Origin of the sequence: Limnohabitans sp. Hippo3 (genome assembly GCF_003063665.1) — a bacterium.
Lineage (GTDB): Bacteria > Pseudomonadota > Gammaproteobacteria > Burkholderiales > Burkholderiaceae_C > Limnohabitans_A.
The window spans coordinates 116,028-142,938 of record NZ_NESF01000005.1; the positions used below are offsets into that span (position 1 = coordinate 116,028).

At 61.2% G+C, this 26,911-nt stretch carries 22 protein-coding genes; 19 read left to right on the forward strand and 3 right to left on the reverse strand.

The genetic code is table 11. From position 1 onward, the window contains the following. The first annotated feature begins 35 nt into the window (after positions 1–35). The 16 genes from fdhF to B9Z34_RS08225 all read left to right on the forward strand — a co-directional run bounded on the left by fdhF (position 36) and on the right by B9Z34_RS08225 (position 19,086). Positions 36–2,822: a formate dehydrogenase subunit alpha gene (gene fdhF / locus B9Z34_RS08150; RefSeq protein WP_108427614.1), complete on the forward strand. Its 2,787-nt coding sequence runs from the start codon at positions 36–38 to the stop codon at positions 2,820–2,822. Between the two features lie 79 nt (positions 2,823–2,901). Then, positions 2,902–4,386, forward strand: a complete 1,485-nt coding sequence (locus B9Z34_RS08155) for a sensor histidine kinase (protein WP_158268707.1) — start codon at positions 2,902–2,904, stop codon at positions 4,384–4,386. 24 nt (positions 4,387–4,410) lie between these two features. After that, complete coding sequence (locus B9Z34_RS08160) at positions 4,411–4,974, forward strand: DUF3305 domain-containing protein (protein WP_369907625.1); 564 nt, start codon at positions 4,411–4,413, stop codon at positions 4,972–4,974. Continuing rightward, positions 4,971–5,660, forward strand: a complete 690-nt coding sequence (locus tag B9Z34_RS08165) for a DUF3306 domain-containing protein (protein WP_108427617.1) — start codon at positions 4,971–4,973, stop codon at positions 5,658–5,660. Before B9Z34_RS08160 ends, B9Z34_RS08165 begins: the two co-directional genes overlap by 4 nt. Continuing rightward, complete coding sequence (locus B9Z34_RS08170; RefSeq protein WP_108427618.1) at positions 5,620–7,737, forward strand: 4Fe-4S binding protein; 2,118 nt, start codon at positions 5,620–5,622, stop codon at positions 7,735–7,737. Before B9Z34_RS08165 ends, B9Z34_RS08170 begins: the two co-directional genes overlap by 41 nt. 9 nt (positions 7,738–7,746) lie before the next feature. Beyond that, on the forward strand, positions 7,747–8,373 hold the full coding sequence (locus B9Z34_RS08175; protein ID WP_108427619.1) for a molecular chaperone: 627 nt from the start codon (positions 7,747–7,749) through the stop codon (positions 8,371–8,373). Between the two features lie 146 nt (positions 8,374–8,519). Next, positions 8,520–9,638 carry a TRAP transporter substrate-binding protein gene (locus B9Z34_RS08180; protein ID WP_233249495.1) on the forward strand — a complete coding sequence of 373 codons (1,119 nt, stop codon included), beginning with the start codon at positions 8,520–8,522 and terminating at the stop codon, positions 9,636–9,638. Positions 9,639–9,710: 72 nt separating this feature from the next. Then, positions 9,711–10,337 carry a TRAP transporter small permease subunit gene (locus B9Z34_RS08185; protein WP_108427621.1) on the forward strand — a complete coding sequence of 209 codons (627 nt, stop codon included), beginning with the start codon at positions 9,711–9,713 and terminating at the stop codon, positions 10,335–10,337. Next, positions 10,334–12,286 (forward strand): TRAP transporter large permease subunit, encoded by a 1,953-nt coding sequence (locus tag B9Z34_RS08190; protein ID WP_108427622.1) that lies wholly within the window; start codon positions 10,334–10,336, stop codon positions 12,284–12,286. The genes B9Z34_RS08185 and B9Z34_RS08190 overlap by 4 nt, the downstream gene beginning before the upstream one ends. Positions 12,287–12,511: 225 nt before the next feature. Next, positions 12,512–12,718, forward strand: coding sequence for a formate dehydrogenase (locus B9Z34_RS08195; RefSeq protein WP_108427645.1), 207 nt, complete (start codon positions 12,512–12,514; stop codon positions 12,716–12,718). A 46-nt stretch (positions 12,719–12,764) separates the two neighbouring features. Continuing rightward, entirely contained in the window at positions 12,765–15,725 is a 2,961-nt protein-coding gene (locus B9Z34_RS08200) for a formate dehydrogenase subunit alpha (protein WP_108427623.1), read from the forward strand. 18 nt (positions 15,726–15,743) lie between these two features. After that, a complete protein-coding gene (gene fdh3B, locus B9Z34_RS08205) occupies positions 15,744–16,346 on the forward strand; it encodes a formate dehydrogenase FDH3 subunit beta (RefSeq protein ID WP_108427624.1) in 603 nt (200 codons plus the stop codon). A 2-nt stretch (positions 16,347–16,348) separates the two neighbouring features. Next, a complete protein-coding gene (locus tag B9Z34_RS08210; RefSeq protein WP_108427625.1) occupies positions 16,349–16,573 on the forward strand; it encodes a hypothetical protein in 225 nt (74 codons plus the stop codon). 17 nt (positions 16,574–16,590) lie between these two features. Then, the gene (locus B9Z34_RS08215) at positions 16,591–17,784 is read left to right on the forward strand and encodes a formate dehydrogenase subunit gamma (protein ID WP_108427646.1); all 1,194 of its coding nucleotides are present in this window, start codon (positions 16,591–16,593) and stop codon (positions 17,782–17,784) included. A gap of 14 nt (positions 17,785–17,798) precedes the next feature. Continuing rightward, a complete protein-coding gene (locus tag B9Z34_RS08220) occupies positions 17,799–18,134 on the forward strand; it encodes a hypothetical protein (RefSeq protein WP_108427626.1) in 336 nt (111 codons plus the stop codon). A 70-nt stretch (positions 18,135–18,204) separates the two neighbouring features. Further along, positions 18,205–19,086, forward strand: coding sequence for a formate dehydrogenase accessory sulfurtransferase FdhD (locus B9Z34_RS08225; RefSeq protein ID WP_108427627.1), 882 nt, complete (start codon positions 18,205–18,207; stop codon positions 19,084–19,086). A gap of 229 nt (positions 19,087–19,315) precedes the next feature. Here the strand turns inward: B9Z34_RS08225 and B9Z34_RS08230 are convergent, their stop codons facing one another. After that, complete coding sequence (locus B9Z34_RS08230) at positions 19,316–19,759, reverse strand: transposase (protein ID WP_108427628.1); 444 nt, start codon at positions 19,757–19,759, stop codon at positions 19,316–19,318. Between the two features lie 291 nt (positions 19,760–20,050). Between B9Z34_RS08230 and B9Z34_RS08235 the strand changes: the two genes are divergently transcribed. After that, positions 20,051–22,591: an ABC transporter permease gene (locus B9Z34_RS08235; protein ID WP_108427629.1), complete on the forward strand. Its 2,541-nt coding sequence runs from the start codon at positions 20,051–20,053 to the stop codon at positions 22,589–22,591. Between the two features lie 317 nt (positions 22,592–22,908). Beyond that, positions 22,909–23,313, forward strand: a complete 405-nt coding sequence (locus B9Z34_RS08240) for a group II truncated hemoglobin (protein WP_108427630.1) — start codon at positions 22,909–22,911, stop codon at positions 23,311–23,313. 264 nt (positions 23,314–23,577) lie between these two features. Here B9Z34_RS08240 and B9Z34_RS08245 read toward each other — a convergent pair whose 3' ends face one another. Together B9Z34_RS08245 and B9Z34_RS08250 are read right to left on the reverse strand one after the other, a co-directional pair. Beyond that, positions 23,578–24,216 (reverse strand): Smr/MutS family protein, encoded by a 639-nt coding sequence (locus tag B9Z34_RS08245; RefSeq protein ID WP_108427631.1) that lies wholly within the window; start codon positions 24,214–24,216, stop codon positions 23,578–23,580. Positions 24,217–24,301: 85 nt separating this feature from the next. Further along, positions 24,302–25,129, reverse strand: coding sequence for a symmetrical bis(5'-nucleosyl)-tetraphosphatase (locus B9Z34_RS08250; RefSeq protein ID WP_108427647.1), 828 nt, complete (start codon positions 25,127–25,129; stop codon positions 24,302–24,304). 274 nt (positions 25,130–25,403) lie between these two features. On the opposite strand from B9Z34_RS08250, the gene B9Z34_RS08255 reads away from it, so the two are divergent. Next, a complete protein-coding gene (locus B9Z34_RS08255; protein WP_108427632.1) occupies positions 25,404–26,708 on the forward strand; it encodes a hemolysin family protein in 1,305 nt (434 codons plus the stop codon). Positions 26,709–26,911 lie beyond the last annotated feature (203 nt).

Consider the following 26,911-nt stretch of genomic DNA (forward strand, 5'->3'; position numbering starts at 1 on the left):
GACGTGGTCGGTCATGACAGTCTTGGGGGCTGCGCATGAGCACCGTTCAATTCACCCTCAACGGCCAAAGCGTCGAGGCCCCTGCGGGCCAAAGCATTTTCAACATCGCCAAGGAATTGGGCATCGCCATCCCGCACCTGTGCCACAAGGAAGGCCTCGCGCCCGATGGCAACTGCCGCGCTTGCGTGGTCGAGGTGGCCGGTGAGCGCACGCTCGCCCCCAGCTGCTGCCGCAGCGCTACGCCCGGCATGCAGGTGCAGACGAACAGCGAACGCGCCGTCAAAAGCCAGAAGATGGTGCTGGAGATGCTGCTGGCCGACCTGCCCGAGCAGGGCCACAAGTGGCTCGATGACCGCGCCGAGGCCCCGCATGGCGAGCTGAGCCAATGGGCCGAACACCATGGCGTGCAGGTGCGCCCGCAACTGGCCGCACTCCAGCGCGAGGCGGTGCCCGCCGACCTCTCGCACCCGGCCATGGCCGTGAATCTGGATGCCTGCATCCAGTGCAACCGCTGCGAACGCGCTTGCCGCGACCTGCAGGTCAACGATGTGATCGGCCTGGCCTTTCGCGGTGCGCACACCCAGGTGGTGTTTGACCTGGCCGACCCGATGGGTGGCAGCAGCTGCGTGGGTTGTGGCGAATGTGTGCAGGCCTGCCCTACGGGGGCGCTCATGCCCAAGAGCCACATGGGGCCACAAAAAGTGGATCGCGAAGTCGACTCCGTCTGTCCGTTTTGCGGCGTGGGTTGCCTGGTCACCTACCAGGTGCGTGACGAAAAAATCATCAGCGTGAAGGGCCGCGAAGGCCCGGCCAATGAAGGGCGTTTGTGCGTGAAGGGCCGCTTTGGCATGGATTACATCCACAGCCCGGACCGCATCACGAAACCCCTGATCCGCAAGCCGGGTGTGGCCAAAGACCTGAGCCTGATCGATGGCCACACCGACTGGCGCGAGGTCTTCCGCGAAGCCACTTGGGAGGAAGCACTCGCGCTGGCCACCCAGCCGCTCAATGCTTTGCGCCAACAACACGGGCCCAAATCGCTCGCCGGTTTTGGCTCGGCCAAGGGCAGCAACGAAGAAGCCTACCTGTTCCAGAAGCTGGTGCGCACCGGCTTTGGCAGCAACAACGTGGACCACTGCACCCGCCTGTGTCATGCGTCCAGCGTCGCGGCACTTTTGGAGGGCGTGGGCTCGGGCGCGGTGAGCAACCCGGTGCGCGATGTCGAGCACTCCGACCTGATCCTCGTCATCGGCTCCAACCCCACAGCCAACCACCCGGTGGCCGCCACCTGGATGAAGAACGCCGCCCAGCGTGGCACCCGCATTGTGCTGGCCGACCCGCGCATCACCGACATGGGTCGTCACGCCTGGCGCACCTTGCAATTCAAGGCCGACACCGATGTGGCGCTGCTCAACGCGATGCTGCACGTCATCGTCAACGAAGGGCTGTGCAACGAAGCATTTTTAAAAGAACGCGCAGACAACGTGGCCGAACTCAAGGCCCATGTGCAGGATTACACGCCCGAAGCCATGAGTGCGATCTGCGGCATCCCGGCCGAGACCATCCGTGAAGTGGCCCGTGCCTACGCCAGCGCCAAGGCCGCCATGATCTTGTGGGGCATGGGCGTGAGCCAGCATGTGCACGGCACCGACAACGTGCGCTGCCTGATCGCGCTGGCCAGCATCACCGGCCAGATTGGCCGCCCCGGTACGGGCTTGCATCCGCTGCGCGGCCAGAACAACGTGCAGGGCGCTAGTGACGCGGGCTTGATCCCGATGATGTACCCCAACTACCAGCGGGTCACCGACAAGTCCGCGCACAACTGGTTTGAGAAATTCTGGGGCACCAAGCTGGACGACCAGCCCGGCTACACCGTGGTCGAGATCATGCACAAGGCGCTGGCCCCGGACAGCGACCCGCACAAGGTGCGCGGCATGTACATCATGGGCGAAAACCCGGCCATGAGCGACCCCGACCTGAACCACGCCCGCCATGCGCTGGCCAGCTTGCAGCACCTGGTGGTGCAAGACATCTTTTTGACCGAGACCGCCTGGCTGGCCGATGTGGTGTTGCCTGCGAGCGCCTGGCCCGAAAAAACCGGCACTGTCAGCAACACCGACCGCACCGTGCAAATGGGCCGCCAGGCGGTGTTGCCGCCGGGCGATGCCAAGCCCGACTTGTGGATCATCCAGCAGATCGCGCAGCGCCTGGGTCTGAACTGGGCCTACACAGGCGAACACGATGGCGTGGCCGCCGTGTACGAAGAAATGCGCCAGGCCATGGCCCCAGCCATTGGCGGCATCGACTGGGCGCGCCTGAACGCGGGCTCGGTCACTTACCCTTGCGTGAGCGCCGACGACCCGGGTCAGCCCATCGTCTTCCACGACCACTTCCCCACCAAGGACGGCCGTGTCTGGCTGGTGCCTGCCAGCCTGATCCCGGCCAATGAGCAACCCGATGCGGATTACCCGCTGGTGCTCATCACCGGGCGGCAGCTGGAGCACTGGCATACCGGCAGCATGACGCGCCGCGCCACCGTGCTCGACGCCCTGGAGCCTGCAGCCACGGCGTCGATGTGCGGGGCCGATCTGCGGCGGCTGGGTTTGCAGGCCGGGCAGACGGTGCGGATCGCTTCGCGCAGGGGCGAGGTGCTGCTGCAACTGCGCCAGGACGATGGCACGCCCGCAGGCGCGGTGTTCATCCCCTTCGCCTACCAGGAAGCAGCGGCCAATTTGCTGACCAATGCGGCGCTGGACCCGTTTGGCAAGATCCCGGAATTCAAATACTGCGCTGTACAAGTCTCTGCGTTGCAGCCTTCATAATCCTGCGCTGTCATTCTTGGGTTCTGCACAGTTCGTGGGGCGCCCGAGCCCTCCACAGATTCAGGTCGGGGAATTTCACTTGAACATCGACGTCCAAGCCATCTTCTGGATGGATGCTTTTCTGTACCTGATGCTGCACTCGGCCATCTGGTACGGCATGGCGCGCTACCGCAGTGGTCTGGTCACCTTGTGGAGTGTTTCGGGCCTCTCCAGCGCTGTAGGGGTCTTGGTTCTGGGCAGTCGCGGCATCTTGCCCACCGCTGCGGTGGTCTTTTGGGGTGTGTTGCTCATGGCGCTGGGCAATTTCGGGCGCCAAGTTGCATTGCGCTCCCTGGATGGTCCTGCTGATCGCCTTTGGTTGTGGGGCATGGCGGCGTTCAATATCGTGTACCTGCTGGTCACCTATGGCTATTATTTTTCGGGCGGTTCCGAGGCTGGAGTGATCCTACTTTTTTACGGGTTTTACACCCTGAACTGTCTAGAGTATGTGTTGTCGGGTCGGCGCATTGCTACCACGCACGACCCTTTTGGCTCCCGTGCTGTTCAGTCAGCCGGGTGGTTGCTGGTGGTCACGTTGGGCATCAAGACCATTGCCATACTGGGCGGTTGGGGTGCGGCGGATTTGTACGACATGTCCTGGGACCAGGCGGTGGTGTTTGCGGGGCAGTTTGTTGCGGTCACCATGCTCAGTGTGGGCTTCATGCAAATTTTTGTGGACCAGATGCACAAAGCGCAAATTCGTGCCGAGCAAGGTTTGGCGCGTGAGCAGGAGCGTTCGACCCTTCTTCGTCAACACTCCCAAGATTTATCCACGCTGCTCAGTGAGCGTGAGGAAATCATCCGGCAATTGACCCTGTCCAACAAGTCGGCGGGTATGGGGGCCTTGGTGGCCAGCATCGCCCATGAGTTGAACCAGCCACTGACCACCATCGTGCTCAAGACCGAGTTGATCGAGTCGCACCTGCAGCGCAATCGGGACCCCCAAGCGGCCCTGGCCGAGGCCCACAAGCTGGCCGATCTGATCCGGGAGGACACTCGCCATGCCGCAGCCATCATCCGCACCTTGCGCACCATGTTTGCCACCGGCAAGGGTGAATACGCCCGCCTGGATCTGGCCCAACTGGTTCGGGATGTGCTCAACATCGTGGGTGCCCATGCCCAGCGCAGTGCCATTGAATTCGATGTGGACCTGAAAGTGCCTTTGATGTTGACGGGGGATCCCACCCAGTTGCAGCAGGTCGTGCTCAATTTGTTGAACAACGCGATCGATGCGCTGGTCGAAAAGTCAGGCCATGCCGCCCGCATTGCCATTTCCGGGCAAGTCCAATCTGACTGGGTCGAGCTGCGCATCGCCGACAACGGCTGCGGCATCGCCGATGATGCAAAAGACGATGTGTTTACGCTTTTCAAAACCTCCAAATTCAAAGGCATGGGGGTGGGCTTGTGGCTCAGCCAGTCCATTGTGGCTTCGCACGGGGGGCGATTGAGCTTCGAGAGCGAGGCCGGCCAAGGTACGGTATTCTTGCTGGCTTTGCCCGCGCACGAGTACGTGCTGGGCAGCTGATGTTCCATCTCTCCAGGGGAAACTGTGTCCATGTCTACGCGTCCACAAATTGATGTGGCTGTTCTGATGCGCAAAGAGGCCGTGCAAGGGCCGATGGCGCGTTGGCAAGCTTGGCGCTGGGTGTTGGCCGATGTGGTGCCCAACGAAGCGGGTTTTGGCACAGCCCCCCGCAGCCTGCGCCAGACCGAGACCGAGTCGCTCTGGCTTTACCCCGGCTGGCCCGTGGCACTGTTCACCGACGACGCGGAAGGCTATTGGCTCAATGCCACTTCGCCCACGCCTTGCTACTTTGTGATGTGGCGTTTGATCGACGCCGAAGACGGCAGCGAGCCGCTGGCCGTGCCGCAAACCGTGAGCCTGAGTTACCACGACGCAGGCCGCTGGCTGGACGCACAGGAAACCGTGGAAACCGTGCCCGCGCCTGCCGACGTGGTGGCATGGATACAAGGGTTTGCCGAGCAGCATTACGTGCCCGAAGAGAAAAAGCGCCAACGCCCTCAGAGTTTTCAGCGCTTGACCGACCGTTTTGGTCAACCCGTTTCGGTCAGCACCGACAGCAAGCGCAAAGGCGCAAGGCCGGGGCCATGAGCGACAACTTTTTCAGCCGTTGGTCGCGCCGCAAGCAAGGCCTTGACCCGAGCGACCCCCCGAAGACCCAGACCGACACTGCAAGCAGGGAGGCTTCGGCCGCTGTTTCTTCGCCTACCCGGGTCGATGGTGGGGTGCAGCCCCATGCCGCAGGCCCTGTTACCCCGGGCGCCGCTACCCCCCCAGGCGGTGAGCCAGAGCCCGCACTGCCGACCATGGCCGATGTGCAGGGCCTCACGCCGTCGTCTGATTTCCAGGCCTTCATGCGCCAAGGCGTGCCCGGCGAGGTGCGCAATGCCGCCATGAAGAAGCTCTTCACCGACCCGCACTTCAATGTGATGGACGGTTTGGACATTTACATCGGCGACTACAACACCCCCGACCCATTGCCAGCGGGTATGCTCGAAAAAATGGTTGGGGCCGAGTTGCTGAACCTGTTCCCTCAAAAAGACCCAGCCGACACACCGCAGACTGCGGAAAGCGAGGGGCAGGACAAGTTCGCGAAAAGTCCCGACGCGCAGCAAGGCTCGCCACTTGTGGCACAGTCGCCCTCCTCAACGACACCGACACTGCAGCCCACACCAGTGCAGCAGGCACCCGAACCGACTGAACATGACCACCCTGATTTGCAACTGCAACCAAACCATGCCCCTGCAAGCCCAAGCTCTGGGGCAAGCACTGGGTGAAGACCTGACGCTGCACACCACCTTGTGCCGGCGCGAGGCCGGGCATTTCCAGAAAGCCGTGAAAACCGGCGAGACGGTGGTGGTGGCCTGCACGCAAGAAAAACGCCTGTTCAGTGAACTGGCTGAGCAAACCGAAGGCGCGATTTCATCGATCCGTTTCGTCAACATCCGTGAAACCGGTGGCTGGGGCCAGGAAGCCGCGCACGCCACGCCCAAAATGGCCGCCTTGCTGGCGGCTGCTCGCCTGCCCGAGCCGGAGCCAGTGGCCACCGTGACCTACAAAAGCGAAGGCCATGTGCTCATCATCGGGGCCATCGATGCCGCCGAACGCGCGGCCAGCTTCCTGGCCGACGCGATGCAGGTCACGATTTTTGCGCAAGGTCCCGGCAACGCCGGGGGCAGCCAGGAGCGCCGTTTCCCGGTGGTGGCCGGTCGCTTGCAAGGTCTCAAGGGCTGGTTGGGTGCATTCGAGGTGTCGTGGGACGCCAGCAACCCGATTGATCTGGACCTGTGCACCCGATGCAACGCCTGCGTGGCCGCTTGCCCAGAGCAGGCCATTGGCCTCGATTACCAGGTGGACCTGTCGCGTTGCACTTCGCACCGCGACTGCGTCAAGGTCTGCGAAGCCGCGGGCGCCATCGACTTCTCGCGCGTCGCCCGCCCGCAAACCGAGCGCTTCGATGTGGTGCTGGACCTGCGCGGTAACCAAGCCTCGCCCACGTTCACCTCGCACGCCTTGCCCCAAGGCTATTTCCGCTGGGACGGCCAAGACCTGCAAACGCTGCTCAAGGTGCGCGAACTGGTGGGCGAGTTTGAAAAGCCGCGCTTTTTTGCCTACAAGCAAAAGCTCTGCGCCCATAGCCGCAACGAGCAAGTCGGCTGCAGCGCCTGCATCGACATTTGCTCGGCCGAGGCCGTGCGTTCGGACAAAAGCCGCCAGCAAATCGTGGTCAATCCCAACCTGTGCGTGGGTTGTGGCGCGTGCACCACGGCTTGCCCCACGGGCGCACTGACCTACGCCTACCCGCGCCCGGCAGAGCAGGGCGCCAAGATCCGCGCACTGCTGTCGGCCTACCAGGCCGCAGGCGGGCGTGATGCTGCGCTGCTGCTGCACAGCCAGGAAAAAGGCCAGTCCCTGATCGACGAGTTGGGCCGGGGTGCACAGCTGGGTGTCATGCAAGGCGTGCCCGCCCGCGTGATGCCTGTGGCCCTGTGGCACACCGCCAGTGTCGGCATGGAGTTGTGGCTCTCGGCCGTGGCCTATGGTGCTCGCCAGGTCATGGTGCTGCTCACCCACGAAGAAGCGCCGCAATACCGCACCGCGCTCATGGAACAAATGGCCGTGGCCCAAAGCCTGCTCAATGGCCTGGGTTATACCGGCGTGCATTTCCAGTTCATTGAAGCCAAGACCGCGACCTCACTGGACGCCGATTTGCAGCGCCTGTGCGCCCGCAGCCTCAAGGCCACTAGCCTGCCCACTGGCCCCGCCACCGCCGCTCGCCACGCGGTGCAGGCCGAAAAGCGCAGCAACCTGGAGCTGGTCATCGACCACCTCATGGCCCAGTCCCCCGTCATGGCCATGGATGAAGCCACTCGCCCCAAGGCGCTCGATTTGCCCGCTGCCGGCTCGCCCCTGGGTGCGATCGTGGTCGATGGCAACAAATGCACCTTGTGCATGAGCTGTGTGGGCGCTTGCCCCTCGTCGGCCCTTCAGGACAACCCGTTGCAGCCCGAAATCCGTTTCATCGAGAAAAACTGCGTGCAATGTGGCCTGTGTGCCAAGACCTGCCCGGAGGATGCGATCGCCTTGCATTCACGCCTGTCGCTGGTGCCCGAGCGCACGCAGCCCCGGGTGCTGCATGGCAGCCCGCCTTATGCCTGCATCCGCTGCAGCAAACCTTTTGGTACGCTCAAAGGCATCGAAGCCATGCTGGGCCGCCTGGCCGGGCACAGCATGTTCCAGGGTGCGGCCCTGGAGCGGCTCAAAATGTGCGGCGACTGCCGCGTGGTAGACATGTTCACCGACGAGAACCAGGTGCGCGTTCCGGGTGCCGGCACCCCTTCCAAACCCCATTAATCTGTTGCCATGAGCCAAGAACTGAACCTGTCCGCCAGCAGCCATGCGCTGGATGAAGAAACCGCCCGTGCTGAAGTCTATGGCTTGTTGTCACAGCTGTACTACCAAGCCCCGGGCGATGAACTGCTCGGCCAGTTGCAGGTCGCGGTGACCGAAGCCCCCGATGCCGGTGGCTTTCTGGAAGAGCCTTGGCGCGAGCTGGTGGCCTGCGCCCGCAGCTTGAGCCAGGCGCAAATCGCGGCCGAATACACCGCTCTCTTTGGCGGTGTGGGCAAACCCGAGGTGTATGTGTTCGGCTCGCATTACCTCAGCGGTTTCCTGAACGAAAAGCCTTTGGTGCGCTTGCGCGACGATTTGGCCGAGCTGGGCCTGGTCCGCAGCGAAGCCATGCCGGAAACCGAAGACCATGTGGCCTATGTCTTGGAGGTCATGCGCTTCCTGATCGCGGGCGACGATGTGGCGGTGTCCAACCTGACCCGCCAACAAGCCTTTTTTACGCAGCATGTGCAACCCTGGCTGCCCGCTTTGTGCCAGACCTTGCAAGCCCATCCCCGTGCGGTGTTCTACGCGCGGTTGGCGGCTTTCACCGAAGCCTTCGTTAGCGTGGAGTCGCAGGGTTTTGATCTGGTGGCGTGATTGAAAATTTTTGTGTTCTGAATTGAAAATATTGACGGCAAAGCTGCGGGTTTCTACTGAGGGGTATCGTTGGGGCTGATCGCATAATGATTGACCAAGCGGTAATTTTTTACGCTTGTAAGTTCAACAACGATTGGAGATCCACTTTGTCAGACAACAAAACCCCACGCCGTCGTAACCTTCTCAAAGGCGCAGCCCTGGCAGCAGGTGCTATTTCTGCCCCCATGATCGCCAAGGCCCAGACCGGCCCGATCTCCATGCGTTGGCAGAGCACATGGCCTGCCAAAGACATCTTCCACGAGTACGCCCTCGACTACGCCAAAAAAGTCAACGACATGACCGGTGGCGATCTGAAGATCGAAGTGCTGCCAGCAGGCGCTGTGGTGCCAGCTTTCGGCTTGCTCGAAGCCGTGTCCAAGGGCACCCTGGACGGCGGTCACGGCGTGTTGGGTTACCACTACGGCAAGCAAAACGCTCTGGCCCTGTGGAACTCCGGCCCTGCTTTCGGCATGGACGCCAACATGATTCTGGCCTGGCACAAGTACGGTGGCGGCGCTGAGCTGCTGGCCAAGCTGTATGCCTCCATTGGTGGCAACGTGCAGTCCTTCCTGTACGGCCCCATGGCCACGCAACCACTGGGCTGGTTCAAGAAACCCATCACCAAGTCGTCAGACTTCAAAGGCCTGAAGTTCCGTACCAACGGTTTGGCCATTGACCTCTTCACTGCCATGGGCGCTGCCGTGAACGCCTTGCCAGGCGGTGAGATCGTGCCTGCGATGGACCGTGGTCTGCTCGATGGTGCCGAGTTCAACAACGCCACATCCGACCGCATCTTGGGCTTCCCCGATGTTTCCAAGGTCTGCATGCTGCAAAGTTACCACCAGAGCGCCGAGACTTTCGAGATCATGTTCAACAAGACCAAGTACGACGCGTTGCCAGCCAAGTTGAAGGCCGTGATTGCCGGTGCCACAGAAGCTGCCTCGGCCGACATGTCCTGGAAAGCCATCGACCGTTACTCCAAGGATTATGTTGAGCTGCAGACCAAGGACAAGGTCAAGTTCTACAAGACGCCTGACGCGATCCTGCAAGAGCAACTCAAGATCTGGACCGAAATTCTGGAAAAGAAATCTGCCGAGAACCCACTGTTCAAGGAAATCGTGGCTTCACAAAAAGCTTTCGCAGCCCGTGCTGTGAAGTGGGATCAGGACACCAACATCAGCCGTCGCATGGCGGTGAACCACTTCTTCGGTGCCAAAAAGGCCTGATTCTTCGAATTGAGCCATTTCATCAGCCATCCGGCACCACCGGATGGCTGATTTACTTATGTGATCCCCCATATGCAAAACCTGTTGCTCTTTATTGACAAAGTCAGCACCTGGATTGGCCAATTTTTTTCCTGGCTGATCGTCGCGTTGACCTTCATGATTTCCTGGGAAGTGTTCTCCCGTTACGCACTGGATGACCCCCACCCATGGGCTTTTGACGTCATGAGCATGATGTACGGCTCACTGTTCATGATGGCCGGTGCTTACACCTTGTCCAAAAATGGCCATGTGCGTGGCGATGTCCTTTATGGTTTTTTCCCGCCCCGCCTGCAGGCCTGGCTGGACCTGATCCTTTACATCCTCTTTTTCATTCCCGGCGTGGTTGCGCTGGCCTGGGCGGGTTACGGTTTTGCCGCCGAATCCTGGGCCATCAATGAGCACTCGAACATCACGGCCAATGGGCCACCGGTATACCCCTTTAAAACGATTTTGCCCATTGCAGGGGCCTTTTTGTTGGCGCAAGGCCTGGTTGAAATCGTGCGTTGCATCGTTTGCATCAAGCAGGGTGAATGGCCCAAGCGCGGCGATGACGTGGACGAGGTCGACGTTGAAAAACTCAAGGAAATGGTCAACGTCAAGGACGAAGACATCGCGAAACTCGATGCGCTGGTGACGACTGGCAAGGGAACCCACAAATGAAAAAAGAAGTCTGGTTCGGCCTGACGATCATGGCCTTGGTCGTGGTGTCGGCCTTTGTTTTGTTGCCTGCGCCCTCGGAGATGACCAACGGTCATTTGGGCTTGTTGATGCTGGCGCTGGTGGTGGTGGCGATCATGTTGGGCTTCCCGACGGCCTTCACGCTGATGGGCATGGGCATGATCTTCGCGTGGATCGCCTACCGCAGTCAGAACCCCGATATTGCTGTGAACCAAACATTGGACCTGATGGTTCAGCGTGCCTATTCGGTCATGTCCAACGATGTGCTGATCTCGATCCCCTTGTTCGTGTTCATGGGCTACCTCATTGAACGCGCCAACCTGATCGAAAAACTGTTCAAAAGCATGCACCTGGCCATGGCCCGCTTGCCAGGTTCCCTGGCCGTCGCGACCATCGTGACTTGCGCCATTTTTGCCACGGCCACCGGCATTGTGGGTGCGGTGGTGACCCTCATGGGCTTGCTGGCGCTGCCCGCCATGTTGCGTGCTGGTTACAGCGTGCAGCTGTCGGCGGGTGCCATCACCGCAGGCGGTTGCCTGGGTATTTTGATTCCGCCCTCGGTCATGCTGATCGTGTATGGCGCGACCGCTGGCGTGTCGGTGGTCAAACTGTATGCCGGTGCGTTTTTCCCGGGTGTGATGCTGGCGACCTTGTACGTGTTGTATGTGGTGATGCTGGCCAAAGTCAAGCCCAGCATGGCGCCTCCCATGTCGGCTGAAGACCGGATCGTGCCTTTGCCGGCTTTTGCGCAGGCGGTGTCCACAGATGTCAGCAGCACCGTTTTGCCGGGTCTGATCGGTGCGATCAAAGGCAAGCGCAATGCGGCTGTGCCCATGCGCGAGTTACTCAACCACTTGGGCATTGCCTTACTGCCCGCTTTGGCGGTTGCCTTGATCATGGGCACCATTTACCTCAAGATCACAGCGCCTTTGCCTTCCGAAGTGGTTGAGGGCGTCGTGGCCATGGGTGGCGAACTGGCCGACTCGGCAGATACTGAAGAAGCATCCAGCGTCAGCGGTTTGGCCGAACCCGAATCTGATGACTTGCAAACACCGCCAGGCTCTTCCGAAGTGGCCAAAGCCGATGCCGCACCTGCTGCAGACGCTGTCAAGGAACAGGCTCCTGTGGCCGCCAGTGCCGCCACAGAAGCAGCGCCAGTTGCCGCGGCTGAGCGTGTGCCCGCGCCCTTGGCTTTCTGGATTGGTCTGGCCAGCTGCGTGGTGGCCTTGGCCATCTTCTACGCTTACTTCAGCTTCACGCGCCTTGAGATTTTCAAGATGCTGCTGGGCTCCTTCTTCCCCTTGGCCCTGATGATTTTGGCGGTGCTGGGCACCATCGTGTTTGGCCTGGCCACACCGACCGAAGCGGCGGCGATGGGTTCACTGGGTGGCTTGTTGCTGGCGGCGGCATACCGCCGCCTGAACTATGTGGTGCTGCGCGAGTCGGTGTACCTCACGGCCAAGACCAGTGCCATGGTGTGCTGGCTGTTTGTGGGCTCCAGCATTTTCTCGGCCGCGTTCGCGTTGCTGGGCGGTCAGGAGATCATCAATGACTGGGTGCTGGGCATGGACCTGACCCCGGTGCAGTTCATGATTCTGGCGCAGGTGGTCATCTTTTTGCTGGGCTGGCCCCTGGAGTGGACCGAGATCATCGTGATTTTCATGCCGATCTTCGTCCCCTTGCTGCCTCACTTTGGCATCGATCCTCTGTTCTTCGGCTTGTTGGTGGCCTTGAATCTGCAAACCGCGTTCCTCAGCCCGCCTGTGGCGATGGCGGCGTTCTACCTCAAAGGTGTGAGCCCTCCACACGTTACGCTCAACCAGATCTTTGCAGGCATGCTGCCCTTCATGGCCATCCAGGTGTTTGCGATCGTGCTGCTCTACATGTTCCCGGCCATCGGCATGTGGTTGCCTGAGGTGCTTTACAAGTAAAAAATGAAGTCGTCCGCACACACCAAGCCGTAGCTTGGTGTGCGCTGGCGCACTTTGTGTGCCTTTGCTTGCCTCCGCTGTCACCGGTTTGACGCGCAGCCAATCGAAGTAAGGGTTTTTACATGACAAAAGCGCCATTGAATCGCTAAGATCGCCTGTGCCAAACATCGCCTCAGTCGATTCTTCTGGTGAGCAGTTGCCTTGTTCTTCTTTCAGGAGTCTTTGATGTCTTCCAAAACTTCCTCTCTTTCACGTCGCAGCCTGTTTTCGGGCGCTGCCACGGTGGGCGCAGTGGCTGCAGCCACCGCCGTTTTGCCCGGTGTGGTCAAGCAGACCGCACCCGCTGCCGTGGCTTTGCCCAAGCCCACGCGCGGTGGTGGTTACACACTGAGCGAGCACGTTCAGCAGTACTACAAGACCACGCGCGTCTGATTCACATTCCGTTTTCTTTCCTGTTCATCCCCAACTGGAGCCCTCCATGTTGCTGACCAAAAAACAAACCAGCACTTCCGGTGCTGTCTCGTCCCCCTTCATCCACAGCTTGCGCCGTGGTTTGTCGCAGGCTTTGCCCACCATGGACCGCCGCAGTTTCCTGCGCCGCTCGGGTCTGGGTGTCGGTGTGGGCCTGGCTGCATCGCAGCTGAGCCTGGTGCAAAAAGCCCAGGCCGCCACGGGCGCGTCCATCGTGGGCGCAGGCAAGGTCGAAGTCAAACGTACTGTCTGCACCCACTGCTCGGTAGGCTGCGCGGTCGATGCCGTCGTTGAAAACGGCGTTTGGGTGCGCCAGGAAGCCGTCTTCGATTCGCCCATCAACCTCGGCGCGCATTGCGCCAAAGGTGCAGCGCTGCGCGAGCATGGCCACGGCGAATACCGCCTGCGCTACCCCATGAAGCTGGTCAACGGCAAATACGAGCGCATCAGCTGGGATGTGGCGCTCAACGAAATCAGCGCCAAGATGCTGGAGCTGAAAAAAGCCAGTGGCCCGGACAGCGTGTATTTCATCGGCTCGTCCAAGCACAACAACGAACAAGCCTATTTGCTGCGCAAGTTCGTGAGCTTCTGGGGCACCAACAACTGTGACCACCAGGCCCGTATTTGCCACTCCACCACCGTGGCCGGTGTGGCCAACACCTGGGGTTATGGCGCCATGACCAACTCGTACAACGACATGCAAAACAGCAAGGTCGCTTTGTACATTGGCTCCAACGCGGCCGAAGCCCACCCCGTGTCCATGCTGCACATGCTGCATGCCAAGGAAAACGGCTGCAAGATGATCGTGGTCGACCCACGGTTCACCCGTACCGCCGCCAAGGCCGACGAGTACGTGCGCATCCGCTCGGGCACTGACATTCCTTTCCTGTTCGGTCTGGTTTATCACATCTTCAAGAACGGCTGGGAAGACAAAAAGTACATCAGCGACCGCGTCTATGGCATGGAGGCTGTCAAAGCCGAAATCATGGCCAAATGGACACCCGACAAGGTGGAAGAGGCCTGCGGCGTCAAGGAAGACCAGATGTTCAAGGTCGCCAAGATGCTGCACGACAACAACCCCGGCACCATCGTCTGGTGCATGGGCCAGACCCAGCACACCATCGGCAACGCCATGGTGCGTGCCTCCTGCATCTTGCAGCTGGCCTTGGGCAACGTCGGCAAGTCCGGCGGCGGCACCAACATCTTCCGTGGCCACGACAACGTGCAGGGCGCCACCGACGTCGGCCCCAACCCTGACTCGCTGCCCGGCTACTACGGCCTGGCCGAAGGTTCGTGGAAGCACTTCGCCAACACCTGGGGTGTGGACTTCGAGTGGATCAAAAAGCAGTTTGCAACGCCTGCCATGATGGGCAAGAACGGCATCACCGTGTCCCGCTGGATCGACGGCGTGCTGGAGAACAACGAGCTGATCGACCAGGATAGCAACCTGCGCGGCGTGTTCTATTGGGGCCATGCCCCCAACTCGCAGACCCGAGGTCTGGACATGAAGCGCGCCATGGACAAGCTGGACCTGTTGGTGGTGGTGGACCCCTACCCATCGGCCACGGCTGCCATGGCCGCGATGCCTGGCAAGGCCGAAGACCTGAACCCCAACCGCGCGGTCTACCTGTTGCCCGCTGCGACACAGTTTGAAACCAGTGGTTCCTGCACTGCTTCCAACCGCTCTTTGCAGTGGCGCGAGAAGGTGATCGATCCTTTGTGGGAGAGCCGCTCAGACCACATGATCATGCACCAGCTGGCCGAAAAACTCGGCTTTGCCAAAGAGCTGTCCAAGAACTACAAGATGCAAAAGGTCAAGGGCATGGACGAGCCCATGCCCGAAGACATCCTGCGTGAAATCAACAAGTGTGTCTGGACCATTGGCTACACCGGTCAAAGCCCAGAGCGCCTGAAGGCCCACATGAAGAACATGAACGTGTTCGACGTGAAGACCTTGAAGGCCAAGGGCGGTAAAGACAAGGAAACCGGTTACGACTTCACGGGTGACTATTTCGGTCTGCCATGGCCTTGCTACGGCACGCCCGAGATGAAGCACCCTGGCACGTCCAACCTCTATGACACCTCCAAACACGTCATGGACGGCGGCGGTAACTTCCGCGCCAACTTTGGTGTGGAGCGCGAAGGCAAGAGCCTGCTGGCCGAAGACGGTTCGCACTCGTTGGGTGCCGACATCACCACCGGCTACCCCGAGCTGGACCACATCCTGCTCAAGAAGCTGGGCTGGTGGGACGAATTGACCGAGGCTGAAAAAGCCAAGGCCGAAGGCAAGAACTGGAAGACCGACTCGTCGGGCGGCATGATCCGCGTGTTCATGAAGAACCATGGCTGCCACCCGTTTGGCAATGCCAAGGCGCGTGCCGTGGTCTGGAACTTCCCCGACCCGATCCCCCAACACCGCGAGCCGCTGTACGGCACACGTCCAGACCTCATGGCCAAGTACCCCACGCACGACGACAAGAAAGCCTTCTGGCGTCTGCCCACCCTGTACAAGACCGTGCAGGACAAGAACATCGCCGACAAGGTGCACGAGAAGTTCCCGCTCATCCTCACCTCCGGCCGTCTGGTCGAGTACGAAGGTGGTGGCGAGGAAACCCGCTCCAACCCCTGGCTGGCCGAGTTGCAGCAGGAAGCCTATGTCGAGATCAACCCCAAGACGGCGGCCGATCGCGGCATTCGCAACGGCGACCGCGTCTGGCTCAAGAGCCCAACGGGTGCCAAGCTCGATGTGCAGGCTTTGGTGACTGAGCGTGTCGACACCGGCACGGTCTGGATGCCTTTCCACTTCTCGGGTCGCTGGCAAGGCGTCGACATGCTGGCGTATTACCCCAAGGGGGCTGCGCCCGTGGTGCGCGGCGAGGCGGTCAACACCGCCACCACCTACGGTTATGACAGCGTCACCATGATGCAAGAGACAAAGACCACCATCTGCAACATCGAAAAAGCCTAAGCGCCCCAGGAGAACACGATGGCACGAATGAAATTCATCTGCGATGCAGAGCGCTGCATCGAATGCAACGGTTGCGTCACCGCTTGCAAAAACGAACACGAAGTTCCATGGGGCGTCAACCGCCGCCGCGTGGTCACCTTGAACGATGGCGTTCCTGGTGAAAAGTCGATCTCGGTCGCCTGCATGCACTGCTCTGATGCGCCTTGCATGGCCGTTTGCCCGGTCAACTGCTTCTACAAGACCGAAGAAGGCGTGGTCCTGCACGACAAGGACATCTGCATTGGCTGCGGCTACTGCTCCTACGCTTGCCCGTTTGGTGCGCCCCAGTTCCCATCCAGCGGCACCTTCGGTGTGCGCGGCAAGATGGACAAATGCACCTTCTGCGCGGGTGGCCCCGAAGAGCACGGCAGCCAGTCCGAGTTCGAGAAATACGGTCGCAACCGCCTGGCCGAAGGCAAGCTGCCCGCTTGCGCCGAGATGTGCTCGACCAAGGCGCTGCTGGCCGGTGACGGCGACGTCATCACCGACATCCTGCGCGGCCGCGTCATCCAACGCGGCAAGGGCGCCGAAGTCTGGGGTTGGGGCACCGCCTACGGCAACCAAGCCAAACAAGGAGCCTGAACATGAAAGCAGCTTTCATCCTTTGCAGCGCTGCCTTCTTGGTGGCTTGTGGCGAAAAGCCGCAAGAGGTCAAGGGCGTGCGCACCGACAAGCCAGCCTACAGCGGCACGGGCGTGGCCCCGTTCACCGAACCTGGCTGGAAAGCCGGTGACAAAGACGGGTGGGCTAACCACCTCAAGGCCCGTGCCGCTTACGGCCAAAACGACCACGTGCGCGCACCCAAGTGAGCGCCAAGGAGAAGTTCATGCGCCGCTTCTTATTGACCATCGGGCTCGCTGTGGCCGCGTGGGGCGTTGCCGCCCAGACGCAGGCCCCCAGCACGGCACCGACTGCAACCACCGCACCCACTGCCGCTGCCACCCCGGCTGACAACAGCCTGGGCGTGAAAAGCGCCAACATCTTCCAGATCGCGCCCGGTGCGGACGCCGATCCGAAGTACAAAGACCAGACCAACGCCGAACGTGCCCAAGTCCAGCCCGGCAACAACGCGCCCATGTGGCGTGCCGTGGGGCAGGGCGTGACGGGTTACACCAGTCTGCCCAAAAGCCAGGCCCCCGAAGCCGGCAACCTGATTCAGCCCTTTGTGCAGTACCCTGGTTCGCGCCTGGCTTCGGCCGGTGAGTCCTGGCGTCAGGTGCGCAACAACATCATCATTCCTTATGGTGCTGCTTTGTTGCTGATCGCGGTGGGTGCCATGGCCCTGTTTTATTTCAGCAAGGGCACGATCGAATTGCATGGTCAGGAAACCGGTCGCAAAATCGAACGCTTCACGCCCTTCGAGCGCTCGGCCCACTGGGCCAATGCGATTGCCTTCGTGACCTTGGCCGTTTCGGGCATCGTCATGGCCTACGGCAAATACTTTTTGCTGCCCATCATCGGCCCCACGCTGTTTGGCTGGTTGAGCTATGTCCTGAAAAACGTACACAACTTTGCAGGCCCCTTGTTTGCGGTGTCGCTGGTAGTGGTGTTCGTCACCTTCCTCAAGGACAACATGCCCAGCAAAGACGATCTGGTCTGGATCCTCAAAGGGGGCGGCCTGTTCTCGGGCACCGAAGTGCCTTCGCACCGCTTCAATGCGGGTGAGAAGGTGGTGTTCTGGGGCGGTGTGCTGTTCCTGGGCTTCATTGTGGTCGCGTCGGGCCTGGTGCTCGACATGCTGATCCCCGGCCTGATTTATGAGCGCAGCACCATGCAGATCGCTAACATGGTCCACGGTGTCGCCACCTTGTTCATGATGGCCATGTTCATCGGCCACATCTACATGGGCACCATCGGCATGCGCGGTGCCTACAAGGCCATGCGCGAAGGCTACGTCGATGAGACCTGGGCCAAAGAGCACCATGAGCTCTGGTACGACGACATCAAGGCAGGCAAGATCCCGGCCCAGCGCTCGGCGCCTGCCGCCTCTTCCCCTACGGCATCCACGGCTTCGGTTTGAGTCAGGAGAACACCATGAAAAAATACCTGCTTGTTTTGTCTGCCATGGCCATCAGCTTCAGCGCTGCGGCCAAACTGCCTGCCCCCAGCGAGGAAGCCAAGGCCAAAGCGGCCGAAGCCGCTGCCAAAACTGCGCATGGCAACAAAGTGGCTGACTTCCAGCTGTGCAAGTCCCGTGAAAAAGTGGCAGCGCACTATTACAAAACCAATGGCAAAGGCAAAGCCGCACCCACTACCACACCCCCCTGTGTGGACCCCGGTGCTTACAAGCCTGCCGACACCACGGCTGCAGCCCCTGCCGCCGCGCCAGCGGCTGCCAAGCCCGCGGCAGCACCTGCCAAAAAAGGCTGATCCTTTTTTCTGCGTCACCGCAAAATCCCCCGTCGGCAACGGCGGGGGATTTTTACGTTAGGCTCATGCCATGTCTGTTGTACTGAACGCCCCCGTGGCCGCACCGTCCCTGCCCAAGCCCCACATCACCCGAGCGCGTGCGCCCCTCACGCGCAGCGTGACCGTGCGCAACGAATTCGGTGAGGTGTCCGAGACGCAAATCCCGGCCGAGCGGGCGCTCACCATTTACCTCGACAAAAAAGAACTGGTCACGCTGATGACCCTGGGTGCTGAGCCTGAGTGGCTGGTGCTGGGCTTCTTGCGCAATCAGCGCCTCATTGATTCGGTGGACCAGATCGACTCGATCACGGTGGACTGGACCATTGGCGAAGGCGAAGTGGGCGAACCCGGGGTGGCCGCTGTCAAAACCCGCGCCAACGCGCAGGTGGTGATCGAGCGCAGCGCCGACCGTGTGGTCACCACCGGCTGTGGTCAAGGCAGCGTGTTTGGCGACTTGATGGCTCACATTGACGAGATCGTGTTGCCACCCGCCCAGATCACACAAGGCCAGATCTATGGCTTGGTGAACGCCATCCGCTTGCAGGAAACCACCTACAAATCGTCCGGTTCGGTGCACGGCTGCGCCTTGTTTCAGGGCGACGAAATGCTCATGTTCGTCGAAGACGTGGGACGCCACAACGCGGTGGACACCATCGCGGGCTGGATGTGGATGAACGATATCAGTGGCCAGGACAAAGTGTTCTACACCACCGGCCGCTTGACCAGCGAGATGGTCATCAAGTCCGCGCAAATGGGCGTGCCCGTGGTGGTGTCACGCAGCGGGATCACGCAAATGGGCCTGGACGTCGCCAAGCGCCTGGGCCTGTGCGCCATCGGCCGCGCCACCAACAAGCGCTTCCTGTGCTTCAGCGCCCCCGAGCGCCTGGTGTGGCAGCCCGAGCTGGCCCGATAACCCTTCGCGAGCAGGGGCTCGCTCCCACAGATACCCGGCCCCCTGTCCCTGTGGGAGGCTGTCCTCGCAGCCAATGGTTGATCAGGAGCTCAAACCTTGTGGGAGGTCGCCCCTGCGGCCGAATGCGTGGGTTGGCACTGGCAAAGATTCGCGAGCAGGGGCTCGCTCCCACAAAAAGCCAGAGGCTCTGTCCCAGTGCGAGGCCATCCCTGCCGCCGAAGGTTTCATATCAAAGCCACATCGCATCCCAGTGCGGGTAATCGCCCACGCGCTTGACCAATCCTGCCCGCAAAGGATTGGCCACGATGTACCTGGCCAAGGCCTGCAAGTCCTCTTCTTGCCGCATGGCTCGGTCATGAAACCCAGGCTGCCAAACCGTCTGGCCTAATTGACGCGAAACCAGCGATTTCACGCCCTGCACACACGTGGACAAATTCACGTGTTCGCCCAGTTGCATCAACCAGTGCAGGTGGTCGGGCATCAGCACATAAGCCCACGTGCGGGCTCTGCCCAAACGGTCTTCGGCGTGCAAAGTACGGATCAGACAGCGTGCAGCTTGAAACTCCGCAAAAACAGCTTGGCGGTTGAGCGTGACCATTGTCAGCAAATACACTTGGCCCGCTTGTGAATGACGGCCAATGCGCAAGCGGTGTGACTCGGCTTTTTGTGCCATGTTGTGCTCCCTGTGGAGATGCTAGTCACCGCGCCTAGGGCTGGCAAGGCTGTTTGACCACCCTTTCGCGAGCAGGGGCTCGCTCCCACAAAGACCCTGATGCCGCGTCTCTGTAGGAGGCTGCCCCTGCAGCCGAATGTTTGCAGTGGCTTCGGCGGTCATTCGCGAGCGGGGGCTCGCTCCCACGAAGGCTCAGGTGCTGGGAGGTTGCCCCTGCGGCTGAATGGTGGAGTGGGCACAAAAAAATGCCTTGCTCCGCGCCGTGAATGGCTTGTGCGGTAAGGTGGCGGGATGAATCAACAAGGATGGATGCACGGCCTGCGGCTGGGGGGGCGCAATTTGTGGCGCGATTTGCGTGCGGGCGAGTTGCGGTTGCTGATGTTGTCGGTTGCACTGGCGGTGGCCGCGCTCACGGCGGTGGGCTTTTTGGCCGACCGCATGCAGTCAGGCCTTTGGCGTGATGCGCGCCAGCTGCTCGGTGGCGATGCGGTGGTGGTCAGCGACCAAAGTACCCCCGCTGCCTTTGTGCAACGGGCCCAAAGCCTGGGCTTGCAGACCAACACCAATGTGAGCTTTCCCACCATGGCCCGTGCCTTGGCCGAGCAAGGCGGTGCCAGTCGACTGGTCGCCCTCAAGGCGGTGGAGCCCGGGTACCCCTTGCGCGGCAAGTTGCTCGTCTTGCCCGATGTGGGCCAACCAAGCGCTTCAGACTTCAAACCCGCCATCCCCCCCGTGGGCGAAGTGTGGGTGGACCCCGCGCTGCTCGACAACCTGGGCCTGAAAACCGGGCACATGCTGGGCTTGGGTGAGCGCAGTTTCCGTATCACGGCCGTCATCGAACGCGAACCCGATCGGGGCGCAGGCTTCATGACCTTTGCCCCCCGCGTCATGATGAACGCGGCCGATTTGGCATCGACCGGTCTGGTGCAGCCCGCCAGCCGCGTCACTTGGCGCATGGCGGTGGCGGGCGATGCCGCGGCGGCCGAACGCTTTGTGCAGTGGGCACGGCCTGAGGTGGACAAGCCCCATGTGCGCGGCGTGCAGATCGAGTCGCTCGACAGCGGGCGCCCCGAAATGCGCCAGACGCTGGACCGCGCCTCCCAGTTTCTGAACCTGGTGGCCTTGCTGGCCGCCTTGCTCTGTGCCGTGGCTGTGGCCTTGGCCGCCCGCAGTTTCGCCGAGAGGCAGCTCGATGCTTGTGCCTTGCTGCGCGTTTTGGGTCAAAGCCAGCGCACACTCACCTTGAGCTATGGCCTGGAGTTTTTGGGCGCAGGCCTTTTGGCCAGTGCCGTGGGCGTGCTGGCAGGCTACGCCGTGCACCTGGGCTTTGTGGTTTTGCTGGTGGGGCTGGTCGATGCACAACTGCCCAACGCCACCGTGCAACCCGCTTTGATGGGCATGGTCATGGGCCTGACCTTGCTGGTGGCTTTTGGCTTGCCCCCCGTGTTGCAGTTGGCGCAGGTGCCACCTTTGCGTGTCATCCGGCGCGACCTGGGCAGCCTGCAAGTGCGTTCGGGTCTGGTGCTGGCCATGGGCCTGGTGGGCTTTGCTTTGACGCTGCTCATGGTCAGCCGCAACCTGACTCTGGGCTTGATCACCGTGGGTGGGTTCGCCGTGGCCTTGCTGGTGTTTGCCGGTTTGGCCGCTGCTGCGTTGTGGTTGCTGCGCCGCGCTGTGCCGGGCGAGCAAGCTCCGCGCTGGTTGCGCCTGGCCACGCGCCAAGTGGCGGCGCGCCCCGTGTTTGCGGTGGTGCAGGTCAGCGCCTTGTCGGTGGGTTTGTTGGCCTTGGCCCTGTTGGTGCTGCTGCGCACCGACCTGATTGCCAGCTGGCGGCAGGCCACGCCAGCCAATGCGCCTGACCGATTTGTCATCAATGTGCAGCCCGAGCAAGCCACCGACTTCTTGGCCAGTTTGAACAAAGCCGGGGTGCCATCGCCCGACTGGTTCCCCATGATCCGGGGCCGATTGGTGGCCATCAACGGCCGCGAAGTCGGCCCCTCCGACTTTGAAGCGGATCGCGCCAAACGCCTGATCGACCGCGAAATCAACCTGTCCCATTCGGCCACCTTGCCCGCACACAACCCCCTCACGGCAGGCCGCTGGGTGCCCGAAGAAGCCGATGGTGTGAGCGTGGAGCAAGGCATTGCCGACACATTGGGTTTGAAGCTGGGCGATCAACTGCGCTTCGACATCGCAGGCCAGACCCGCGAAGCCCGCATCACCAGCCTGCGCAAAGTGGACTGGACCTCCATGCGTGCCAACTTCTTCATGATGTTCCCCGTCTCGCAAATGCCCGATCTGCCCATGACGTACATGGCGGCCTTTCGCTCGCCACCAGGCCCGGCTGGTTTTGACAATGCGCTGGTCAACCAGTTCCCCAACATCACCAGCGTCGACATGCGCAGCACCCTGGCCCAGGTGCAACGCGTCATGGACCAGGTGATCCGTGCGGTGGAGTACCTCTTCGCCTTCACACTGGCCGCAGGCCTGATGGTGCTGTTGGCCGCCGTGGGCGCCAGCCGCCAGGCGCGTGAGCGCGAATACGCCATCATGCGGTCGCTCGGCGCAGGGCGCACTTTGCTGGCCCAAGTGCAACGCACCGAGTTGCTGGGCCTGGGTTGGCTGGCTGGCTTCATGGCCAGCAGCATGGCTTTGGTGGTGGGTTGGGCGCTGGCCCGCTTCGCGTTCGAGTTTGCGTGGCAGCCGCCCCTGTGGGCACCTTTGGCGGGCGGCGCTTTGGGGGCCTTGTTGGCCTGGACAGCCGGCAGCCTCAGCCTGTCCGGCGTGCTGCGCCAACCTGTCATGCAAACCTTAAGACAAGCGGCAGAGTAAGTCTTGTCACCTCCGACGCCCTATCTCGTCACCCCGACGCCCTATCTCGTCACCCCGACTGCCCTTTTTCGTCACCCCCGACTTGATCGGGGGTCCATGCCTTCGGCTGCGATGGATACCCGCCTGCGCGGGTATGACAAAAAAGGCGTCAATGCTGCTGTGGGTAAAGTGGGAGGCCGCCCCTGCGGCCGAATGCGTGCTGTGGCCAGGCAGATATTCGCGAGCGGGGGCTCGCTCCACAAAAGATCTCTCGCGTCCGCAATAGATCTCTCTCTCCCACACAAATCGTAATCAGCGCTTCCTGCAAAATACCCACCATGCAAATCGAAGACAAACCCCCGTTTGATACCCCGTTCGAGTGGATCGGAGGGGAAGCCCGCGTCAAGGCCCTGGCCGAGCGCTTTTATGACCTCATGGACATTGAGCCCGGCTACAAAGAACTGCGAGCCGCCCATGGCAGCACCTTGCAAGACGCACGCGACAAACTGTTCTGGTTCTTGTGCGGCTGGCTGGGCGGGCCGGAGCATTACACCGAGCGCTTTGGCCACCCGCGCCTGCGCATGCGCCATATGCCGTTTTCAATTGGTGTGTTGGAGCGTGACCAATGGCTCGCCTGCATGGACCAAGCCATGCAGGAAACCCAGGTGGATCCGGTGCTGCGCGAACGCCTGAACGCCAGCTTCTTCAAAACCGCCGACTGGATGCGCAACCGCGGCGTTTGATCTTTCGCCACTGCTGATCTCGTGACCGAATTTTTCTGCCGTTCCCGCGCAACTTTTTGTCAATTCATCATTTTTTTGTCATTCCCGCGAAGGCGGGAATCTATGGTGTTGATGGCATGGATACCCGCCTTCGCGGGTATGACAAAAGGGGATTTGCTGGTGCAACTGGGTCAACAAGAATCATATGAATTCCCGCCTTCGCAGGAATGAGTAGACGGAATGACAAGACCGTGCTCCAACTGAGCACGATAAGACGCAATCAGCTCAACTTGCTGGTTTGAGCAACACCAGCAAAGCCCCAGCACCGCCCTCTGCGGGTTTGGCCTGAACGAAAGCCATGACCTGGTTTTTTTGGATCAGCCAGCTGTGGACTTTGGGTTTGAGCACCGAGGTTTTGCCCGGCGAACCCAGCCCTTTGCCATGCACCACGCGCAGGCACCGCAGGCCTTGTCGGTGGGCGATGCGGATGAATTCGGCCAGTGCCACACGGGCCTCGTCGCTGCGCAGGCCGTGCAGATCGATCTCGCGCTGAATGGACCAGCCGCCTTTGCGCAGCTTTTGCGTCACGTCGATGCCGATGCCGGGACGCCGAAAACTCAGGGCGTCATCCGTGTCGAGCAAAGTACTCACATCAAAACCATCGCTCAAGGCATCGCGCAACACCGCTTCTTCGTCTTTTTTGCGCTGCAAGGCTACAGGCGCTGGGGCGGGTGGGCTGATGCGGGCTTGGTCGTGCGAGGGCAGTCGCTGGACAACGCCGATCGCACGCACAAACAAATTGGCCTCGGCTTCGCGCTGGCGTTCAGCGGCAAGTCGAGCGGCCTCTTCGGCCTTGGCTTTTTCATGGGCCTCGGCGAGTTGTTTCTGGACCTTCTTGAGGTCTTGCAGGGCATTGATTTTCACCCGCTGATCGTGCCACAAAAAGAGCTGGTCTGGCGAGCGCTGAGCCCGTTCACACCTTTGGCTGCAGAGGCAGCCTCCCACACATTCACCCCGGCCGCTGTGCCTGCTCGCACTTCACCTGAATCAATTCGCGCTGCCCGTCAGCATCCAGCCGCATCGCGCTCAGGCAGCCGCCCCACACGCAACCCGTGTCCAGCGCCCACACGTCACGGCGCTTGAGCAAACCCAAAGCCGACCAATGGCCAAAGGCCACTGTCACGTCGGCCGTCTGCCTGCCCGGCACGTCAAACCAGGGCATGAAACCCGCAGGGGCGGCATCGGCGCCTTCTTTGCTTGCGAACTCCATCTTTCCGGCAGCAGAGCAAAAGCGCAGCCGTGTCAGCGCATTCACGATGACCCGCAGACGGTCCACACCCGTCAAATCCTCGCGCCAAGCTGCAGGCTCGTTGCCATACATCTGGTGCAAAAAATCACTCAAATCAGGTCCACGCAAAACCGACTCCACCTCGCCCGCCAACGCCAAGGTCTGCGCCACCGTCCACGACGGCAACACGCCCGCATGCACCATCAGCACGCGGTGCTCCCAAATGGCCATGCGTTGGTGCCGCAGCCAGTCCAGCAGGGCAGGGCGGTCGACGGCGTGCAAGATGCCGTCCAGCGTGTCCATCGGCTTGAGCCGCCCAGCCCCGGCGGCCACGGCCAGCAAATGCAAATCGTGGTTGCCCAACACGCACTGCACAGCGCTGCCCATGGCCATCAAGCGCCGCAGCACCTGTGCTGAGTCCGGCCCCCGATTCACCAAGTCGCCCAACACATACAAAGCGTCCCGGCTCGGCGAGAAATCCACCTCATCCAGCAATCGCCCCAAAGGCGCATCGCAACCCTGTACGTCACCGACCCAATAAACAGACATAAACACCTTTTTGCCGAATTGTCCCAAATCATTCGTCGTGCACCCAAAAAGCCATGGACCTCCGATCGAATCGGTGGTGACAAATGAGGACTGTCATGCCCACCACCATTTGTCATACCCGCGCACGCGGGTATCCATCGCAGCCGAAGCCAAGGACCTCCGTTCGCGTCGAGGGTGACGAATACAGAAGCCATGGCCCCCCAATCGCGTCGGGGGTGACAAATCCATGTCATACCCGCGCATGCGGGTATCCACTCTTGGCACAATGGTGGTTATGGATTTTTTACTGATTGCTTTCCTCACCCTGCTCAATGGGGTGTTCGCCATGTCGGAGCTGGCGCTGGCCTCCAGCCGCAAGGCCCGGCTGGCCGCCATGGAGGAGGCGGGTGACAAAGGCGCGCACGCTGCGCTCAAACTGCTCGAGGAACCCACCCAGTTCCTGTCCACCGTGCAAGTGGGCATCACCTCCATCGGGGTGCTCAATGGCATCGTGGGTGAGGCGGCGTTCAGTGGTGGGTTGGCTTTGCAGTTGATGCAGTGGGGTCTGACCGAGCCGGTCGCTGCCATCACCGCCACCGCCATCGTGGTCACCATCATCACCTTCACCACCATCATCTTTGGCGAGTTGGTGCCTAAGCGCATCGGTCAGCTCTACCCCGAGGCCGTGGCCCGCCTCGTGGCACGCCCCATGGCCTGGCTGGCCAAAGCGGCAGGGCCTTTTGTCAAGCTGCTCTCGTTGTCCACCCAAGGCGTGCTCAAGCTCATGCGCATCGACAGCAAAGGCAACCGCGCTGTGACCGAAGAAGAAATCACGGCCAGCCTGGTCGAAGGCGTGGATGCTGGCTTGATCGAGGAGCACGAACACCAAATGGTGCGCAACGTGTTCCACCTCGACGACCGCGCACTCACCTCGATGATGACGCCGCGCAGCGACATCCAGTGGCTCGAGGGTAGCCTCACGCCTCAACAGGCCATGGACCGCATCAACCAGATGCGTGGCGAAGGCAACCACTCCTGGTACCCCGTGTGTCGCGACGGACTGGGCCACATCATTGGCGTCATCAGCCTGTCGCATTTGCTGGCGCTGCCGCAGGGCGACGAACGCCCACTCGAAGATCATGCCCAAACCGCCCACTTCGTGCCCGAAACACTGACCGGCATGGAGCTGCTCGAGCAAATGCGCGACCAATCGAGCCGCATGCTTTTTGTGGTGGACGAATACGGCGAAGTGCAGGGCCTGCTCACCCCACTCGACCTGCTCGAAGCCATCACCGGAGAGCTCAAGCCCGACACCAACGCCGATGCCTGGGCCACGCAAAATGACGACGGCAGCTGGCTACTCGACGGCATCATGCCCGTCAACGAACTCAAGGCCCGGCTGGACATCAAAGAACTGCCCGCCGAAGACAAAAACCGCTACAACACCCTGGCAGGTTTGCTCATGTACGCCCTCGGTCAACTGCCCGCCCAAGGCCAGGTGATCGAGTTGGCCGGCTGGCGCTTCCAAGTCGTCGACCTCGAAGGCCGCCGCATTGACAGAGTTTTGGCTACGCAGCAAACGGCTTCGCCTGAGCCGTAACTGTCATACCCGCGCCCACCTCTGTCATACCCCTAACTTTGTCATACCCGCGCCTAACTTTGTCATACCCGCGAATGCGCATATGCGCTAACTTAAAATATCAATTTGAGATATGCTCTTCTCCATTGCGTATGGAAGGAGAAGGCCATGGAGTGCTCGGTGCAGCCGTCGGAATTTGTTCGCCTCGATGAGGACTGGCAGCT